The organism is Sinorhizobium sojae CCBAU 05684 (genome assembly GCF_002288525.1).
Taxonomy (GTDB): Bacteria; Pseudomonadota; Alphaproteobacteria; order Rhizobiales; family Rhizobiaceae; genus Sinorhizobium; species Sinorhizobium sojae.
This window is the reverse complement of the sequence record NZ_CP023067.1, coordinates 2157086-2175003: the sequence shown is the minus strand read 5'-3', so window position 1 is coordinate 2175003 and position 17918 is coordinate 2157086. Positions and strand designations below refer to the sequence as shown.

Annotated in this window: 15 protein-coding genes; 10 read left to right on the top strand and 5 right to left on the bottom strand. The window is 63.3% G+C overall.

What is annotated here, in order from left to right:
- Positions 1-275: 275 nt before the first annotated feature.
- From lpxC to ligA, 4 genes are all read left to right on the top strand, one after another.
- Entirely contained in the window at positions 276-1229 is a 954-nt protein-coding gene (gene lpxC, locus SJ05684_RS10730; protein ID WP_034851141.1) for a UDP-3-O-acyl-N-acetylglucosamine deacetylase, read from the top strand.
- Positions 1230-1569: 340 nt separating this feature from the next.
- Positions 1570-2436 carry an outer membrane protein assembly factor BamD gene (locus tag SJ05684_RS10725; RefSeq protein WP_034851139.1) on the top strand — a complete coding sequence of 289 codons (867 nt, stop codon included), beginning with the start codon at positions 1570-1572 and terminating at the stop codon, positions 2434-2436.
- Between the two features lie 94 nt (positions 2437-2530).
- Positions 2531-4204 carry a DNA repair protein RecN gene (recN, locus tag SJ05684_RS10720; RefSeq protein WP_034851137.1) on the top strand — a complete coding sequence of 558 codons (1674 nt, stop codon included), beginning with the start codon at positions 2531-2533 and terminating at the stop codon, positions 4202-4204.
- A 95-nt stretch (positions 4205-4299) separates the two neighbouring features.
- Positions 4300-6453: an NAD-dependent DNA ligase LigA gene (gene ligA / locus SJ05684_RS10715; protein ID WP_034851136.1), complete on the top strand. Its 2154-nt coding sequence runs from the start codon at positions 4300-4302 to the stop codon at positions 6451-6453.
- A gap of 180 nt (positions 6454-6633) precedes the next feature.
- Here the strand turns inward: ligA and SJ05684_RS10710 are convergent, their stop codons facing one another.
- Positions 6634-7035 carry a VOC family protein gene (locus SJ05684_RS10710; RefSeq protein WP_034851134.1) on the bottom strand — a complete coding sequence of 134 codons (402 nt, stop codon included), beginning with the start codon at positions 7033-7035 and terminating at the stop codon, positions 6634-6636.
- Between the two features lie 376 nt (positions 7036-7411).
- Between SJ05684_RS10710 and panC the strand changes: the two genes are divergently transcribed.
- From panC to SJ05684_RS10685, 5 genes are all read left to right on the top strand, one after another.
- Complete coding sequence (panC, locus tag SJ05684_RS10705; RefSeq protein ID WP_034851132.1) at positions 7412-8287, top strand: pantoate--beta-alanine ligase; 876 nt, start codon at positions 7412-7414, stop codon at positions 8285-8287.
- 2 nt (positions 8288-8289) lie between these two features.
- Positions 8290-9111, top strand: a complete 822-nt coding sequence (panB, locus tag SJ05684_RS10700) for a 3-methyl-2-oxobutanoate hydroxymethyltransferase (RefSeq protein ID WP_034851130.1) — start codon at positions 8290-8292, stop codon at positions 9109-9111.
- A 262-nt stretch (positions 9112-9373) separates the two neighbouring features.
- Positions 9374-10090: an AzlC family ABC transporter permease gene (locus tag SJ05684_RS10695; RefSeq protein WP_034851129.1), complete on the top strand. Its 717-nt coding sequence runs from the start codon at positions 9374-9376 to the stop codon at positions 10088-10090.
- Positions 10091-10093: 3 nt separating this feature from the next.
- Complete coding sequence (locus SJ05684_RS10690) at positions 10094-10405, top strand: AzlD family protein (RefSeq protein ID WP_034851127.1); 312 nt, start codon at positions 10094-10096, stop codon at positions 10403-10405.
- 214 nt (positions 10406-10619) lie between these two features.
- The gene (locus tag SJ05684_RS10685; protein WP_034851125.1) at positions 10620-10859 is read left to right on the top strand and encodes a PA2433 domain-containing protein; all 240 of its coding nucleotides are present in this window, start codon (positions 10620-10622) and stop codon (positions 10857-10859) included.
- Positions 10860-11203: 344 nt separating this feature from the next.
- On the opposite strand, the gene SJ05684_RS10680 is transcribed toward SJ05684_RS10685, so the two are convergent.
- The 4 genes from SJ05684_RS10680 to SJ05684_RS30000 all read right to left on the bottom strand — a co-directional run bounded on the left by SJ05684_RS10680 (position 11204) and on the right by SJ05684_RS30000 (position 15609).
- Complete coding sequence (locus SJ05684_RS10680) at positions 11204-13039, bottom strand: aminopeptidase P family protein (protein ID WP_034851123.1); 1836 nt, start codon at positions 13037-13039, stop codon at positions 11204-11206.
- A 546-nt stretch (positions 13040-13585) separates the two neighbouring features.
- Complete coding sequence (locus SJ05684_RS10675; protein ID WP_034851122.1) at positions 13586-14461, bottom strand: 50S ribosomal protein L11 methyltransferase; 876 nt, start codon at positions 14459-14461, stop codon at positions 13586-13588.
- Between the two features lie 217 nt (positions 14462-14678).
- Positions 14679-15278, bottom strand: coding sequence for an SCO family protein (locus tag SJ05684_RS10665; RefSeq protein WP_034851191.1), 600 nt, complete (start codon positions 15276-15278; stop codon positions 14679-14681).
- 172 nt (positions 15279-15450) lie between these two features.
- Positions 15451-15609 carry a hypothetical protein gene (locus SJ05684_RS30000; RefSeq protein WP_034851119.1) on the bottom strand — a complete coding sequence of 53 codons (159 nt, stop codon included), beginning with the start codon at positions 15607-15609 and terminating at the stop codon, positions 15451-15453.
- A gap of 239 nt (positions 15610-15848) precedes the next feature.
- Here SJ05684_RS30000 and SJ05684_RS10655 point away from each other — a divergent pair, with 239 nt between their 5' ends.
- Positions 15849-17918 (top strand): methyl-accepting chemotaxis protein, encoded by a 2070-nt coding sequence (locus SJ05684_RS10655; RefSeq protein WP_034851190.1) that lies wholly within the window; start codon positions 15849-15851, stop codon positions 17916-17918.

The window sequence follows — 17918 nt, the reverse complement described above, 5'->3', positions numbered from 1 at the left end:
CGATGCCCGGGCTCACGCCCGGGCATTTTAAATTCTCGTTGCAAAATCGGTGGTTTACCCGTTCTATTGTGCGCATTTGAATTGCGTAACAAAACGAAACGAACAGTGATTTGGAATGGTGCCTCCGAACTCTTATTTTCACGATCGGATTTGGGGGTGCATGCGATTCGATTGGGCGCTGTGGGTTCGATTACGGGTATCGAGCCGAAGGTGTCGAATGTCGCTGTACTCGTTAGCAGATTGGCCTTGGCCGTGAAATGAAAGTGACGACGAGAATGGGAATTGAACTGCTCGGGTTTCAGACGACGATTGCAAGCCCGGTAACTCTCAAGGGGATTGGCGTTCACTCGGGCTCCGAGGTGGAGATTACCTTCCATCCCGCCGAGGCCGATGCCGGCATCGTATTCCAGCGAGTGCTAGCGGACGGGCGTGTCAGCGAATTCAAGGCCGTTTCGTCGCAGGTGGGCAATACGGATCTTTGCACGGTTCTCGGCCTTTCGCCGGCGACCTCGATCGCGACCATCGAACACGTCATGGCGGCGATCTACGCGCTCGGCCTCGACAACCTGTTGATCGAGGTGCACGGCGCGGAAATGCCGATCATGGACGGCAGTTCGGAGCCTTTTATCGAGGCCATCGAGCAGTCCGGTATCCAGGCGCTTGCAGTGAAGCGCCGCTACATCCGCGTCCTGAAGCCGGTGCGCGTCGAATCGGGCGCCTCCTGGTCGGAGTTCATGCCCTATGACGGCATGCGCTTCGAGGTAGAGATCGACTTCGATTGTCCGCTGATCGGCCGCCAGTCCTGGAAGGGCGATCTCACCCCCGCGGTCTTTAAGCGGGAATTGTCGCGGGCGCGCACCTTCGGTTTCATGCGCGACGTCGAGCGGCTGTGGGCGGGCGGCTTTGCGCTCGGCTCGTCGCTTGAGAATTCAGTGGTGATCTCGGACGACAACACGGTCATCAATGTCGAGGGGCTTCGCTATGCGGACGAGTTCGTTCGCCATAAGACGCTCGACGCTGTCGGCGATCTTTCGCTGGCAGGCGCGCCGTTCCTCGGCTGCTACCGGTCCTATCGCGGCGGCCACAAGATGAACGCCAATGCCTTGAAGGCTCTGCTCAGCGATCCGAGCGCCTATGAAGTGGTGGAAACCGCGAGCCAGCGTCAGCGCACCCGCTCGCGCGACATGGTCGCGGTTGCCGCCACCGGCTTTGCACCCTGGTCGGCATAGTAACAGAATTCCTCGGTTCTCCAGTCGCCGGCCCTGAGGGGTCGGCATTTTCTTTCAGGCGAAGTCGGCAAGTCGTTCGCGGTTTCGGCGCCACCTGTGCGCCTGAAATGACGCAGGGCGCCGCACAATGCCACAAATTTGCATGAATTGCCGATCATGACGTTGCGGTCTTTAGGCAACTTGCTCTAAAACCCGCAAGTCTGGCGGGTGCTGGCCGCGACTGCATGATTCCTTACATCGAGAACGATTTAAGGAATCATGCAGCAACTTAAAAATGCTACAGCGACCTTTGCGCGTCGGATCATACGCGCGGCGTTGTAGGGGGAAACGGGAATATCCGATGGTTCTTGCAGTTTCTGTTGAGATGAGAAAAGCAGCGCGCGTTGCCACGGTCGTCCTTGCGACCTTCGCCGGCAGCAGCCTGATCACCGCCTGCCAGAACGATCCCGACATCGATATCACCAAACTCACCGCCGAGACGGACCCGCCGGAAGTGCTCTACAACCAGGGTCTCGCCAACCTCAATGCCGGCAAGACCACCGAAGCGGCGCGCAAGTTCGAGGCCATCGACCGCCAGCATCCCTTCTCCGAGTATGCACGCAAGGCGCTGGTGATGAATGCCTTCGTCGCTTACCGCAACGGCCAGTACCAGGAGGCGATCAACTCCAGCAATCGCTATCTGAACCTTTATCCGCAGTCGGAAGACGCGGCCTATGCGCAATATATCCAGGGCCTCGCCTATACGAAACAGATTCCGGCGGTGACGCAGGACCAGAAACCTGCGATGAAGGCGATCGAAGCGATGCAGGTGGTCGTGGATAAATATCCCGAGTCCGAATATGTCGACGATGCGCAGGCAAAGATCCGTTTCGCCCGCGATCAGCTGGCCGGCAAGGAGATGCAGGTCGGCCGCTACTATCTCGAGCGCAAGGAATATCTTGCCGCCATTTCGCGCTTCCGCGTCGTCGTCGAGCAATATTCCAATACCAATCAGGTCGAGGAAGCGCTGGCGCGTCTCGTCGAGGCCTATTACGCCATGGGCGTGACGGCGGAGGCCCAGACGGCGGCGGCGGTTCTCGGACACAACTACCCGGACAGCAAGTGGTACGCCGATTCCTATAAGCTGCTGCAGTCGGGCGGTCTCGAACCGCGCGAAAGCGGCACGTCCTGGATCGCGCGCGCCGGCAAGAAGCTCATCGGCGCCTGATTGCCTCGCGCCCTGCCTTTTGTTTTCACGCAATTCCGAATGCAAAACCGCTACGCACTTTTGCTGGAACTGCTCTAGGAAGATCTGAAATCGGATGCTCGCGCAGCTCTCGATCCGCGATATCGTCCTGATCGAACGGCTTGACCTCAGCTTCGACGCCGGGCTCTCCGTGCTGACCGGCGAAACCGGCGCCGGCAAATCCATCCTCCTCGACAGCCTGTCGCTGGCACTCGGCGGGCGCGGTGACGGCTCGCTCGTCCGCCACGGCGAGGACAAGGGGCAGGTGACGGCCGTGTTCGACGTGCCGGCGGCGCACGCGGCGCGGCTCTTTCTACGCGAAAACGGCATTGACGACGACGGCGATCTCATCTTCCGCCGCGTGCAATCGGCAGATGGCCGCACGAAAGCCTTCATCAACGACCAGCCGGTGAGCGTGCAGTTGATGCGTCAGGCGGGGCAGACGCTCGTCGAGATTCACGGCCAGCATGACGACCGGGCGCTAGTCGACATCGACGCCCATCGTGCGCTGCTCGACGCCTTCGGCGGCACCGTCGAGGCGGCGGACGAGGTGGCGGCGCTCTACCGTGCCTGGAAGGATGCGGAGCGCGGCCTGAAGAAGCATCGTGAAAAGGTGGAAGCGGCGGCGCGGGAGGCGGATTACCTGCGCTCCTCCGTGGAGGAACTGGAAACGCTGTCACCGCGCGACGGCGAAGAGGAGGAGCTGGCGGAAGCCCGGGCGCGGATGATGAAGGTGGAGCGCATCGCAGGCGATATCAGCGAGGCGTCCGATTTCCTGAACGGCAACGCCTCGCCAGTGCCTCTGATCGCCTCGCTCGTCCGGCGGCTCGAGCGCAAGAGTCACGAGGCGCCGGGCCTGCTCGAAGAAACCGTCGAGCTTCTGGACGGCGCGCTCAATCAGCTTTCCGACGCGCAGATGGCAGTGGAACGGGCACTGCGCAATACAGAGTTCGACCCGAAGGAACTGGAGCGCGTCGAGGAGCGGCTGTTTGCGTTGCGTGCCGCGAGCCGCAAATATTCCGTCCCGGTCGTCGAACTGCCGGCTCTCGCCGTACGGATGATTTCCGACCTCGCCGATCTCGATGCGGGCGAAGAGAAGTTGAAGCAGTTCGAGGTGCAAGTCGCGGAGGCACGGGCCGCCTTCGACGCGGCAGCCCGCGCGCTTTCGGAGAAGCGCCGCAACACGGCGGCGGCGCTCTCGGCCGCCGTGATGGAAGAGTTGCCGGCGCTGAAGCTCGAGCGGGCGCGCTTCATGGTCGAGGTCGCCACCGACCCGGCCACGCCGACGGCAGAAGGTATCGACGTCGTCGAGTTCCATGTGCAGACCAATCCCGGCACCCGTCCGGGGCCGATCATGAAGGTCGCCTCGGGCGGCGAGCTTTCGCGTTTCCTGCTGGCGCTCAAGGTGGCGCTGGCCGATCGCGGCTCGGCGCCGACGCTCGTCTTCGACGAGATCGACACCGGCGTCGGCGGCGCGGTTGCGGATGCCATCGGCCAGCGGCTGAAGCGGCTCTCGAAGACCGTTCAGGTGCTTTCCGTCACCCATGCGCCGCAGGTCGCCGCCCGCGCGGCGACACACCTCCTGATCTCCAAGGGGCCGTCGGCGGAGAGGGCCGAAACGATCGCGACTCGTGTCGCCCGCATGGACGACGACGCGCGCACCGAGGAGATTGCCCGCATGCTGGCCGGCGCTTCGATCACCGAGGAAGCGAGAGCGGCCGCGGCAAGATTGCTGGCGGGGAATGGGTGATCTTTCCAACGCAAAGGCGTTGAAAACGCGAGGGAACTGATCTTCCCGTCGCTGATCTTTGCTATAAGACAACTCCCATTTCGGAGTCGTGGCGCATGTCGAACAATCAGAAACCCGTCGATGAATTGAGCGATACGGAAGCGGCCGAGGAGCTTGCCTTCCTGGTCACTGAACTCGCGCGCCACGATGCGCTTTATCACGGGCAGGATGCGCCGGAGATTAGCGATGCGGATTACGACGCGCTGAAGCGGCGCAACGATCTGATCGAGGCCCGCTTTCCGGCGCTGATCCGCGAGGATAGCCCGTCGAGGAAGGTCGGCGCGGCACCGTCGCTCACCTTCCAGCCGGTCCTCCATGCGCGGCCGATGCTCTCGCTCGACAACACGTTCTCCGACGAGGACGCGCGCGACTTCGTGGCGAGCATCTATCGCTATCTGGGTCTCATCCCCGACCATTCGCTTGCCTTTACCGCCGAGCCGAAGATCGACGGGCTTTCCATGTCGCTCCGCTATGAAAACCGACGTCTGGTGACGGCGGCGACGCGTGGCGACGGCACGACGGGAGAGAACGTCACCGCCAATATCCGCACGATCGGCATGATCCCGCAGACATTGCCGGCCGGGGCGCCGGATGTGCTCGAGGTCCGCGGCGAGGTCTATATGGCGAAGTCGGACTTCGCCGCATTGAATGCCGAGATGGCGGCGCAGGGCAAGCCGCTTTACGTCAATCCGCGCAACACCGCGTCCGGCTCTCTCAGGCAGCTCGACGCCAAAGTGACGGCGAGCCGAAAGCTGCGGTTCTTCGCCTATGGCTGGGGCGAAGTCTCGGAAATGCCGGCGGATACGCAGTTCGGCATGGTGGAGGCATTCAAGGCCTGGGGCTTTCCGGTCAATCCGCTGATGCGCCGATTCCATTCCGCCGACGAGCTGCTGGAGCACTATCACCAGATCGAGCGTGAGCGCCCGGATCTCGACTACGATATCGACGGCGTCGTCTACAAGGTCGACCGGCTCGACCTGCAGACCCGGCTCGGCTACCGCTCGCGTAGCCCACGCTGGGCAACCGCGCACAAGTTCCCGGCCGAGCAGGCCTTCACGCGATTGAAGGGCATCGACATCCAGGTCGGCCGCACCGGTGCGCTCACACCGGTCGCGCGGCTGGAGCCGATCACCGTCGGCGGCGTGGTCGTCACCAATGCGACCCTGCACAATGAGGACTATATTCGCGGCGTCGGCAACAATGGCGAGTCGATCCGCGATGGCCGGGACATCCGCATCGGCGACATGGTGATCGTACAGCGGGCAGGGGACGTGATCCCGCAGATCGTCGACGTCGTGATGGATGAGCGGCCGGAGGGGGCGGCACCCTACAGCTTCCCGACGGCGTGCCCGGTCTGCGGCAGCCATGCGGTGCGCGACATCAATGAGAAGTCCGGCAAGGTCGACGCGGTGCGCCGCTGCACGGGCGGCTTCGTCTGCCGGGCACAGGCGGTCGAGCACCTGAAACATTTCGTCTCGCGCAATGCCTTCGACATAGAAGGGCTCGGCTCCAAGCAGATCGAGTTCTTCTTCGAGAGCGACGACGAGAATCTGAAGATCCGCACCGCGCCCGATATCTTCACGCTGGAGCGCCGGCAGGAGACTTCGCTGACGAAGCTCGAGAACATTGAGGGCTTCGGCAGGGTCAGCGTGCGCAAGCTCTATGATGCGATCAATGCCCGCCGCTCGATCGCGCTCCACCGCTTCATCTACGCCCTTGGCATCCGCCATGTCGGCGAGACGACGGCGAAGCTGCTGGCGCGATCCTATGGCAGCTACGAGGCCTTCGGCGCGGCGATGAACGAGGCGGGCAGCTATTCGGGTGACGCCTGGAACGAGCTCAACAGTATCGACGGCATCGGCGAGGTCGTCGCACGCGCCATCGTCGAATTCTACAAGGAGCCGCGCAACGTCAAGGTCATCTCCGACCTGCTCGAAGAGGTGACGCCGGAGAGCGCCGAAACGCCGGTCACGACCGACAGTCCGGTCGCCGGCAAAACGGTCGTCTTTACCGGCTCTCTTGAAAAGATGACGCGCGACGAGGCGAAGGCGAAGGCCGAGAGCCTCGGGGCCAAGGTCGCGGGTTCGGTGTCGAAGAAGACCGACATCGTCGTCGCCGGCCCTGGCGCCGGCTCCAAGCTCGAAAAGGCGCGCGAGCTCGGCATCCAGACCATGGACGAGGACGAGTGGCTGGCGCTGATCGGCAGTTGAGCCGCGGCGGGCGCGGGGATGCCGCGCCGGAGAGGTGCATTGCAGTCACAGCCGCGCCAGGAATTCCGTCGCTCGCATCGTATGCAAAGCCTTCGCGGCTTTTCCTGAAGGAGGGGGTCCCTCTACGCCGCGTCGGCGGCGTAGAGGGACCCCGAAGGCGCTGCGGGTCCCGCCCGTCGCTCACGCCTGCTGCGCTGACATATCCATCCACATGAATTCCCAGACGTGGCCATCGAGGTCCTGGAAACTGACGCCGTACATGAAGCCGTAGTCGATGGCCGGCTTCCAGGGCTTGCCGCCTGCCGCAAGCGCCCTTTCCAGCATGTCGTCGCACTCCTGTCGGCTCGAAGCGGAGAGGGCGGTGATGACTTCGGTGCCCTTGGCGGTGTCGCTGATCTCGCCGGTGATGAAATCGCGGAACTTCGGCTCGGTCAGGAGCATGACGAAGATGTTCTCGTCGACGACGGTGCAGGCGGCGGTGTCGTCGGAGAACTGCTCGTTGAAGGTGAAGCCGAGGGCAGAGAAGAAGGCGCGGGAGGCCTTGAGGTCCTTGACCGGCAAGTTGACGAAGATCATGCGCATGGATTTTCCTCGTGATTGTTTGACGTGACTGGCCAAGGACGCGGGCAGAGGCCGCTGGCCGACAGGTGGCGGGAAATTTATCTGGCGCGGTGGCAACGGCTTTCAAGGCCTCGGTCATCCGGGACTGCGCCGCCACAATCGGCGAGCCGGTTGCCTGAAACGCCGCTCTCGCAGCGCTTCAAGCCCAGGGTTCTCCTGTCGCTCCCGCCTTGATGTCGCCACGCTTCCGCCATTTCCATTTGTGTTTTTGCGCCGCACAAGATAGAGCTTTGCCGCCAAATTTTGTGCAATTGCCTTTTCGCGGGGCTGGCGGCTAGCCATATCAGCGAAGCGGGGCGCATCTTGCCACAGCCCCGGCGGATTGGAGGGTCCGGAGATGAAGACCATCACCACCATCGCCGCATTGCGTGCGGCGCTTGCCGAGCACCGACGCGCCGGGAAGTCGATCGGACTGGTTCCCACCATGGGCTATCTCCATGTCGGTCACATGGAACTGGTGCGCCGCGCACGCAGCGAAAACGACGTGGTCGTCGCGAGCATCTTCGTCAACCCGCTGCAGTTCGGGCCGAGCGAGGATCTTGCCAAATACCCGCGCGATCTCGCCCGCGACGAGAAGATGCTTGAAGAGGGCGGCGTCGACTTCCTTTTCGCACCCGGCGTTGCGGACATGTATCCGCGGCCGATGGAGGCCGTGGTCGACCTGCCGAAGCTGGGTTCCGAGCTCGAGGGCTCGGTCAGGCCCGGGCATTTCGCCGGCGTTGCGACCGTCGTCACCAAGCTCTTCAACATCGTCCAGCCCGACCGCGCCTATTTCGGCGAGAAGGACTTCCAGCAGTTGCAGATCATCCGCCGCATGGTGGAGGATCTGGCGCAGCCGGTGACCGTCGTCGGCGTGCCGACGGTACGGGAGGACGACGGGCTCGCCTGTTCGTCGCGCAATGTCTATCTCACCGCGGAGGAGCGCCGCGTCGCTGCGATCGTGCCCAAGGCCCTGGAAGAGGCCGAGCGGCTGATTGCAAGCGGAGAGACCGATCCCGGCACGGTCGAGAAGGGGGTAACAGCGTTTCTTTCGTCCGAGCCGCTCGCCTGTCCCGAAGTGGTTGCGTTGCGCGACCCGGAGAGCCTCGAACCGATCGGGGAGATCGGCGATAAGCCGGTGCTGCTCCTGCTTTTCGTTCGCTTCGGGTCGACGAAGCTGCTCGACAATCGCGTCATCGCACCGAACTCCGCCCGTTATGCAAAGGTAGCCTGAGAATGAGCGTCCAGAACACCAAGCGGCGGCTCAGCCCCGCCAATATCGAGGCCCTGAAGGGTGAGCGGCCGATCGTCAGCCTCACGGCCTATACGACGCCGGTTGCGCGGCTCCTCGATCCGCACGTCGATTTCCTGCTCGTCGGCGATTCGCTCGGGATGGTGCTCTACGGCCTCGATACCACTGTCGGCGTGACGCTCGACATGATGATCGCTCATGGCCAGGCGGTGATGCGCGGCGCAGAGCGCGCCTGCGTCGTCGTCGACCTGCCGTTCGGCTCCTATCAGGAATCGAAGGAACAGGCCTTCCGCAGCGCCGCGCGTGTCCTGAAGGAAACCGGGTGCAGCGCGGTCAAGCTCGAGGGCGGGGCGGAGATGGCCGAGACGGTCGACTTCCTCGTCTGCCGCGGCATTCCGGTGCTCGGCCATATCGGGCTGATGCCGCAACTCGTCAACACCACCGGCGGCTATCGCTCGGTCGGGCGCAACGACAAGGAAGTGGCGAAGATCCGTCGTGACGCCAAGGCGATCGACGATGCCGGAGCCTTCGCGATCGTCATCGAGGGCACGGTGGAGCCGGTTGCCCGCGAGATCACCGCAATGCTCCGGTCGCCGACGATCGGCATCGGCGCGTCGCCCGCCTGTGACGGCCAGATCCTCGTTTCCGACGACATGCTCGGGCTGTTCAACGATTTCAAGCCGCGCTTCGTCAAGCACTTCGCCGAGCTCGCTCCGGCGATCTCAAAGGCGGCGGAAGACTATGCCAACGAGGTGAAGGCCCGTACGTTTCCGGGAATCGAGCATACGTTCCAGGTGAAGCGCTGAGCAAGGCCTGGAGGCGGTGCGGGAGACGCCCCCACCACGGCGCAGCCATCCAAAGAAGCGTCACCGTCGGCAAGGCACCATCTGTGCGGATGCGCGGTCGCGTCGCTGTGAACAGCAGCGGCGACGATCGCTTTTCCAACCATCAGAAGATTCAATCATTGCATCAGCCTAATTGAATTGTCGTTTTCTGCCGTAGCTCCTATCTGTCCGAAGCGGCTTGCCGATGCGCCTTAACGCCCTTGGTGTCCGCCGGAGGATTCTCATGAACAGAGGTGAATTTCGCGAGGGCCTGCGCGAGGGATTCCCCGTTATCGTGGCGGCATCGCCATTTGGCGCTTTGTTCGGTGCGCTGGCGGTTGAAAACGGCTTTTCGATTGCCGACGCGGTGCTGATGAGCGCGACCGTCTACGCGGGCGCCAGTCAGATGGTCGGCATCGAGCTTTTCGGCAACCGTGTCCAGCCGTGGCTGATCGTGCTTTCGATCTTCGCGGTCAATTTCCGGCACGTGCTCTATTCGGCCTCGCTTGCGAGGCACGTCAAACATTACACGCCAATTCAGAAGTTCTTCGCTTTCTTCCTGCTCGTCGACCCTCAATATGCCGAGAGCGAAAGGCGGGCGGAGCGCGGTCTTCCCGTGACCTTCTCCTGGTATCTCGGCTTCGCCCTTGTCATCTATTTCCTATGGCTCGTCACCACGGCGGTGGGCGCGGTCTTCGGGCAGATGATCGGCGATCCGCAGGCGATCGGGCTCGACGTGCTGCTGCCGATCTATTTTCTCGGGCTCGTGCTCGGCTTCCGCAGGCGCGACCGCTTCCTGCCGGTGGTGGCGGCCAGTGCGGTCGCCTCGGTCGCGGCCATGCATTTCGTCGGTTCGCCCTGGCATGTCAGCATCGGCGCGCTCGCCGGCATCGTCCTCGCCGCCTGCCTGCCTAATGAGCGGGCGGAGGGAAAACGCGATCCGGTGGAGCAGGAGAACTGAGCCATGGACGCCGCCCAGCATCTCGATCTGATCTATGTCATCCTTGCCGCGGCGGTCGCGACCTTTGCGACCCGGGTCGGCGGCTATGTGCTGATCACCCGGTTGAAGCACATTCCGCCGCGCCTCGAAGCGGCGCTCAATGCCGTGCCGGCGGCGGTACTGACGACGCTGGTGGCGCCCGCCTTCGTCTATGGCGGGATCGATGTTGCGGCATCGATGCTGGTCGCCTTCGCCGTCGGGCTCCGCTTTTCGACGCTCCGGATGCTGGTCGTCGGCTGGGCTGTGGTGATGGCGATCCGGCATGGCTTCCTCTAGCGCATCGGCCTGAAAATCGGAACCGGTTCCCGGAAAGCTCGATGCGCAGATTCAAAAAGTTTCAGCGACCTTTGCGCGTTTAGAAAGACGCGCGGCGCTGTAGCCGTCATTACGGCACATCACGGTATCGGGATTTGGCGACGGGCCGGGCGCGGATTATCATGCTCCCGTTGCCGGCGAGCGGAACAGGCCGCCGGTTGTGGAGGAAGCAACCATGTTGACCAGGATCTCGATTGCCCTTTTTCTGGCGCTCGCGCCTGTAACTGTTTTTGCAAATTCCTGCCCAAGCCAAATGGCGGAGATCGACGCGGCCCTGCAGACGGCTTCTCTTTCCGAGGCCGACATGAACAGGGTCAAGCAATTGCGCCAGCAGGGGGAAGAGCTGCACAATGCCGGCGATCATGCCGGTTCAGAGGCAGCGCTCGGCGAGGCGAAACGTTTGCTTGGAATCTGACCCGGCAGGCCGGCAACGCCGCGCTTTTCACGTTTCTTGAAGGATTGCGGGACCGGAAATTGCGATTTCCGTCGAAAAATCGTGCAGAACCCGTAGAATTCCCGGGTTACGCGACGGCTCTGCGTGAAATATGACGGTGGCGTTGGTTGAGACATCGAACCTCCCAACGGAGGCCCGGTTGCCCCTGTAGCCCCACCCACGCCGCCGGGCCTCCCTTCTCTTCTTTCAGTTTCGCGTGGTGCATCGGCCCGAAAATCGGACCCGATTTTCGGAAAGCCCGATGCACCGAATCAAAGAGCTACAGCGACCTTTGCGCGTCTGAAAAGACGCGCGGGCGCTGTGGCTCAGCGGCGGATCGCTTGCGTAGCGGCCGTCAGCCAAGTGCGCGTCTCCTCATCGGCAATCAAGGGCATCAGCTTTTCGCGCGTCTCGGCGTGATAATCGTTGAGCCAGGCCAGTTCCTCGTCCGTCAGCAGCGCCGGCAGCACCAGCCGGCGATCGATCGGGCAATAGGTCAGGGTGTCGAAGCCGAGCATGGGCTGGTCGCCGCCTTCGATCTCGGCCGCCTCCCTGACGGCGATGAGGTTCTCGATGCGGATGCCGAAGGCACCGGGGCGGTAGTAGCCCGGCTCGTTCGAGAGGATCATACCCGGCAGCAATTCCTGGGTCGCGAGGCGGGCGATCCGCTGCGGCCCCTCATGCACGGACAGATAGGAGCCGACGCCGTGGCCCGTGCCGTGGGCATAGTCGGCGCCGGCCTTCCATAGCGCGATGCGGGCGAGCGGATCGAGATCCACGCCGCGCGTGCCCTTTGGGAAGCGAGAAGTGCTGATGGCGATCATGCCTTTCAGGACCAGGGTGAAGAAGCGCTTCTGCTCCTCCGGCACGGAACCGATTGCCACCGTGCGGGTGATGTCCGTGGTGCCGTTGACATATTGCGCGCCGGAATCGATCAGGAACATGGTCCCGGCCTCGATTGCCTGGTCGGTATCCGTCGTCACCCGGTAATGCATGATCGCCGCATGCCCACCGGCGCCGGCGATGGTGTCGAAGGAGATGTCCCTCAACGGGTTCTGCATGCGTTCGCCGACTGCGGTACGCAGGGCCTCCAGTCGCTTCGCCGCGCCGATTTCCGTGATGCTGCCGGGGTCGGCCATGTCGAGCCAGGCTAGGAATTCGACCATCGCGGCCCCGTCCTGCAGGTGGGCGCGGACCGCTCCGGCGATCTCCGCCGCATTCTTGCAGGCGCGCGGCAGGCGGGCCGGATCGGTTGCTTCGATGGCCACGCCACCCTTGCTGCGGATCAGTTCGCCGATCGCGAACGGCGAGAGATCCGGATCGACCATGATCGCTGCACCGCTCGAAGCAAGCGTCACGAGGCGATCCTCGAAACTGGCCGGCGGCAGGATGTCGGCGAGCTGCGTGAGGTAGGCTTCCTGTTCTATCCCGGTCTTCCGCTTGTCGAGGAAGATTTCGGCGCTTCCATTCGCCTGGATGATGGCGCGTGCCAGCGGATGCGGCGTATGCGGCACGTCGCTCCCGCGGATATTGAACGCCCAGGCGACGGAGGAGGGATCGGTCAGCACGACGGCCGCCGCCTTCGCCCTCCCGACAGATGCGGCAATCTCCGCAAGCTTGTCCTTCGCCAGCCGACCGGCATGCTCGAGCGGCTGGATCGTTACGCGACCGAGGGGGGCGGGGGGTCGGTCGGTCCAGATCCGGTCGAGCGGATTGTCTCCCAGAAAGACGAGCTTGCCGTCGATCGCCGCAAGCGCCTTTTCCAGGCGGCGGACTTCGGCCGCGGTATGCAGCCAGGGATCGATGCCGAGACGGAAGCGCGTCGGCGCATGGCGTTCCAGCCAGACATGCGGCGGCTCGCCGACGAGATCGCCTCCTGTGAAGACGCTTGCATCGACCTGCTCCTTGAGCTGAGTGACGTAACGGCCGTCGACGAAGACGATCGCCTCACGCTCCGTGACGAGCGCGACGCCGGCCGAGCCGGTGAAGCCGGTCAGCCAGGAAAGCCGCTCGGAGCAGGCTGGCACGTATTCGCCCTGGAATTCATCGGCGCGCGGCACGAGAAAGCCGTCGATGCCGAGCGGCGCGAAAGCAGAGCGCAAGGCCGCGATGCGCTCCCTGCCGAACTGGGGCGTGGAGGTGACTTCGAAGGATTGAAACATGGATACGTCCGGTGAGGTTTGGCGAGATCGCGGGTGAGTTCGCCATGTTAGCGGAAAGCCCGCTTCAGGGGAAAGAGGCGATATCCTGCCGGTCCGACTGCTTGTCCTTGATCGAGCCCATTTGTCATATTTATGCGCCAGGCGCATGGCACCCATGCGAGAAAAACATCTTTCCCTACAGAATTTATGGGTTATAAGCGCGCCCAACGAACAGGGACGACCGTTCCCGGTTCAAAAAAGCTGCAGTTCCGAGAATGGTTGGTCATCTGTTCTCCTCCTCCCTCAGGGTGGCCAACTTCGGAACGGTAGAGCCCGCTCGAGCGCTCCTCCTCCTCAGGCTCGCGGGCAACTGGTCGGTCTCGATCGGCCAGCGGGCGATGCTCCGGCATCGCCTTTGTTTCGAAAAGGCCACCCGTTCATGATCGACCGGGTGGCCTTTTCGTCTTTCGGGGGCCGCCAAGCCTCTCGGACTCTCATCTCTGTGACAAGCACTGGAAGGAACGAGTCCGAGGAAGTTGCACGCAAGCCCGGCGCCTGCGACTTACGCTACTTCGCCAGATGGATCGTCACCCAGCCGTTGCGCCAGATCGTGCGCACATGTTCGAGATGCTGGCCGTTATAGGCGGCGAGCACTTTCCAGCGCTGCTCTGCCAGGATGCCGGAGAGAATGACCGAGCCGCCGGGGGCGAGGTTGGCGACGAGTTCAGGCGCCATCTTCATCAGCGGCCGCGCCAGGATATTGGCGATGATCAGATCAAAGGGGCCGTTGGCGCTGAAGGTCGTGGAGTGAAAGCCCGGCGCGGTCGCGAAGGCAAGCCCCGTCACAACACCGTTGCGGCGTGCGTTCTCGGTGGCGACGCGGGTTGCGATCGGATCGATATCGGTCGCGAGCACCGGCACATGCAGGAGCTTCCGGGCGGCAATCGCCAGCACGCCGCTGCCGGTGCCGAGATCGAGGACGTTTCGGATGCGCCGTGTCCGTGCGACGGAAGCGAGCATTTCCAGACAGCCGGCGGTCGTCCCGTGATGGCCGGTGCCGAAGGCCTGGCCGGCATCGATTTCAATGGCGACCTCGCCGGTCTTCACCTTGTCGCGATCATGGGAGCCGTGCACGACGAAGCGACCGGCACGCACTGGAGCGAGGCCCTCAAGCGATTTGGCGATCCAGTCGATGTCCGGCAACACCTCCCGTTCGATCGGGAGATGGGAGAAGCCGGGCTGGAGCGCCTCTTCGAGCCGCGCCTTCACCTCCGCTTCCTCGTCCGCCATCATATAGATTGAGGCCTCCCAGACGTCGCGCGTCTCGTCGATCTCCATCGTCGCGATCGCAAAGTCCTCTTCTCCGAAGACTGCGGTCATGATGTCGAGAACGGCCCCAGCCTGCTTCTCCGTGGTGCTGACGAAAAGGCGTATCTCGCTCAAGCTTCTTTCCTTCTGCTACGGCAGCGCCCTTGCGGGGCGCGCAGCGCTACCTGCATGTCCTTCGATTCAAGGAAAACGCATGCGGCAATTCCAAGTGCTCCAGCAAGCTCTGCGCGGCTGATAAGACGCGCGGCGCCGTAGAGTCGATCCGCCGCTATCACGAATGCGACGCGAAGGCAAAGCACTCGATTTTCGAGCGGAATGGAACGGGGTGAAATCAGCCCTTGATCAGGTTTTCAAGCTTCCTGACGGCGGTATCCGGGTTCTCGCCATAGGCGATCGTGCCGCTGAACTGTCCATTCGCGTCGAGCAGGAAAACCGAGGCGGTGTGGTCCATAGTGTAGTCGCCGTCTGGGGTTGCCTCGTCGGTCGGCACCTTCTTGTAGTAGACGCGGTAGCCCTTGACCATTTCCAGGACCTTGTCGGGAGAGCCGGAAATACCGGTGATGCGGTTGGAGACGTTCGAAACGTACTGGGCGAGAATATCCGGCGTGTCGCGCTCCGGGTCGACGGTGATGAAATAGGCCTGCAGCCTGTCGCCCTCGGGGTCGACCTTCTCCAGCCAGCCGTTCAATTCGAACAGCGTCGTCGGGCAGACTTCGGGGCAATGAGTGAAGCCGAAGAAAAGCGCGGTTGGCTTGCCGGCAAACGCCTTTTCGGTGATCGGCTGGCCGTCCTCGGCCACGAGCGTGAAGGGCACGCCGAAGGGGCCGGAGGATGCCTGCTGCCTGGACTGCGTCATGTCGTAGGTCAGCCAGCCGAGAACGGCCACCATGACGAGGATGGCTGCCCAGAGAACGATACGTATGGATTTCATCATTGCCACCGGTCCGTTGCGGCCCATCGTCCGCCGTCGAAAATGCGCAAGCCTTGATACCGTGTCACTCAGTTCCGCGCAAAGGTACAATTGCCGCAGGCATCGCGGGAAAGAGGCTCTACCGCAATGGCGTAACGCTGGCTGATCGAAAGGTGTGGAGCCTTCCCCCGGCTCAGAAGCACCAGGAAAGGCCGGCCTGCGCAAGCGAGAGGAAGATGTCCGCGCCATGCGCAATCCAGCCCTGAAACGCGAACAGAGAGACGAGCGTGAGCACCGCCCCGATGAAGGCAATGACGAGGGGAGAGATCGCTTTCTTCGTTTCCGTACGCATGCACGGATCATAGCATCGTCGTGCGGGAAGGAAATCGGCAATTTGCAGATTGTCTCCGATGATCGGGGGCTTGTTTTAGCGAATGGTTAAGGTCTGTTTGCCAAAGTCCGTCAGTGCGGAGAAGTGCACCGCTTCCCTCTGACATGACGTCACCCGGTTTGATCAAGTCCGGCTTCCGCATCGACCGCAACCAAGGACCATGCCGGCGGCGGCAGGTCCGTGTCACGGGCTCCCCATCCATGAACGAACATTCCACCGCCAAGCGCCACCTTTCGGTCAGCCAGAGGTTGGCGACACTTGCAGGTGCCGCCTTGCTCGGTTTCGGCTCCGTGCTGGCGGTAAGCTGGTATCAGAACAGCCGGTCGGAGGAGGCCCTCGAGAAGGCGCTGGTCGCGGAACACGGCATGAGCATGGCCGAGAAAATGCGCTTCGCCGGCATCGAGGTCGTGCTGATCGCCATGGATACGATCATCGATCGCGAAGAGCGCCAGATACGGCCGGAGCGCCTGACAGGGATGAAGACGTCGCTCGCCTTGCTGGATGCGAAGACGAAGGATCTGGAAGCGCTGGCGCGCCTTGTCGGCAAGGAGCAGCTCCTTTCGACATTCGGGAGCGACCTTGCCGAAATGCGCAAGGCCGTCGAGGTCGACCTGAAGCAGATGGTGGAAGCTGGGGCGCCTGCGGCGGATTTCGCGCGCATCGACGACGTGATCGACGGTGCCGGCGAGCGCATGGGCGCGGTGCTGACCGAAATAGCTGAAACTGCCGGCGAACTCGCCGCCGAACGAATTGACGAGGCGCGCGCGGAATCGAACAATGCGCTGTTCCTCCAGGCGATCGCCGGAATTCTGGCAATGGGCAGCATGCTTGCGCTGATCTGGTTCCACGGTGGCGTGCTTCGCCGCGGCATACTCGGTCTGCGCGACAGCATGCGGCGGATCCAGTCGGGCGATCTTTCTGCAGCGGTGCCGACGCTTGAGCGTGGCGACGAGATCGGCGAGATGGCGCGCTCGGTCGAACTGTTCCGTACCGCGGCGATCGAAACGCGCTCTCTCGAGCAATCCTCCGCCGCCGACCGGCAGGAGATGGACCGGGCGCGGGAGCGCCAGGCGACCGAGCGCGAGCAGGCGGTTGCCCTTATCAGGACCGCCGTCGACGCCCTGGGACGTGCCCTCAATCAACTCGCGGAGGGCAACCTCGCCGTTGCTATTCTCGAGCCCTTCGAGGGCGACCTCGATGCGCTCCGGCGCGATTTCAACAATGCGGTCGAGCGGCTCAGCCATGCCCTTGCCGATGTGAAGGAAAACACGGTTTCGATCGAGGCCAATGGCCGTCAGATGCGCAGCGCCGCCGACGATCTGGCGCGCCGGACGGAAAGGCAGGCCGCCTCGCTGGAGCAGACATCCGCCGCACTCGAGGAGATCACCGCCACGGTGAAAACGGCGACACAACGCGCCGAGGAGGCGAGCCGCATGGTCGGCGAGACGCGCGTGAATGCGGAGGAATCCGGCCGTATCGTCGGCGAAGCGATCGCCGCCATGGCGCGGATCGAAGGCGCGTCCAACGAAATCGGCAAGATCATCAACGTCATCGACGAGATTGCCTTCCAGACCAATCTGCTGGCGCTCAACGCCGGCGTTGAGGCGGCGCGGGCCGGCGAGGCGGGCAAGGGCTTTGCCGTCGTCGCCCAAGAGGTTCGCGAGCTCGCCCAACGGGCCGCCGGCGCGGCGAAGGACATCAAGGCGCTGGTCACGCGCTCGGGCGAAGAAGTCGGAAGCGGCGTCAAGCTGGTGCAGGCAACGGGCGACGCGCTCGGCCGCATCGGCGTCAATGTCGCGCGCATCAACGAACACATGAGTTCGATCGTGGTGGCGGCCCGGGAGCAGCAGACCGGACTGAACGAGATCAACACGGCCGTCGGTCAGCTCGACCAAATGACGCAGCAGAACGCTGCGATGGTCGAGCAGACCAATGCGGCGAGCCACACCCTTGCACAGGACGCCGAAAGGCTGAGTGCACTCGTCAACCAGTTCCGCAATGGTGAGATGCGCGAAACCCCCATGCGCGTCGCGGCTCCGACGGCATCTCTGGCGCAGCCGGCGATGAAGACCGGCGGGGCCAAGGCAGAGAAGGCGCCGGCGACAGCGGCGGCGCCCGCACGACCGGTGTCGCTGCGCAAACCCGCGCCCGTGCAGGCATCCGCCCGACCCGCTCCATCCCCCGCCAAGGCGCTCATGGGCAAGTTGGCGGGCGCATTCGGCAACACATCGGCGGCCGCGCCGTCCAGTGACAATTGGGAAGAATTCTAA

Coding starts and splice junctions, on each gene's coding strand:
- SJ05684_RS10665 (WP_034851191.1), bottom strand. CDS start 15,278: ATGAAATCCATACGTATCGTTCTCTGGGCAGCCATCCTCGTCATGGTG.
- ligA (WP_034851136.1), top strand. CDS start 4,300: ATGTCGAACAATCAGAAACCCGTCGATGAATTGAGCGATACGGAAGCG.
- SJ05684_RS10680 (WP_034851123.1), bottom strand. CDS start 13,039: ATGTTTCAATCCTTCGAAGTCACCTCCACGCCCCAGTTCGGCAGGGAG.
- recN (WP_034851137.1), top strand. CDS start 2,531: ATGCTCGCGCAGCTCTCGATCCGCGATATCGTCCTGATCGAACGGCTT.
- SJ05684_RS30000 (WP_034851119.1), bottom strand. CDS start 15,609: ATGCGTACGGAAACGAAGAAAGCGATCTCTCCCCTCGTCATTGCCTTC.
- panC (WP_034851132.1), top strand. CDS start 7,412: ATGAAGACCATCACCACCATCGCCGCATTGCGTGCGGCGCTTGCCGAG.
- SJ05684_RS10710 (WP_034851134.1), bottom strand. CDS start 7,035: ATGCGCATGATCTTCGTCAACTTGCCGGTCAAGGACCTCAAGGCCTCC.
- panB (WP_034851130.1), top strand. CDS start 8,290: ATGAGCGTCCAGAACACCAAGCGGCGGCTCAGCCCCGCCAATATCGAG.
- SJ05684_RS10685 (WP_034851125.1), top strand. CDS start 10,620: ATGTTGACCAGGATCTCGATTGCCCTTTTTCTGGCGCTCGCGCCTGTA.
- SJ05684_RS10690 (WP_034851127.1), top strand. CDS start 10,094: ATGGACGCCGCCCAGCATCTCGATCTGATCTATGTCATCCTTGCCGCG.
- SJ05684_RS10725 (WP_034851139.1), top strand. CDS start 1,570: ATGGTTCTTGCAGTTTCTGTTGAGATGAGAAAAGCAGCGCGCGTTGCC.
- lpxC (WP_034851141.1), top strand. CDS start 276: ATGGGAATTGAACTGCTCGGGTTTCAGACGACGATTGCAAGCCCGGTA.
- SJ05684_RS10655 (WP_034851190.1), top strand. CDS start 15,849: ATGAACGAACATTCCACCGCCAAGCGCCACCTTTCGGTCAGCCAGAGG.
- SJ05684_RS10695 (WP_034851129.1), top strand. CDS start 9,374: ATGAACAGAGGTGAATTTCGCGAGGGCCTGCGCGAGGGATTCCCCGTT.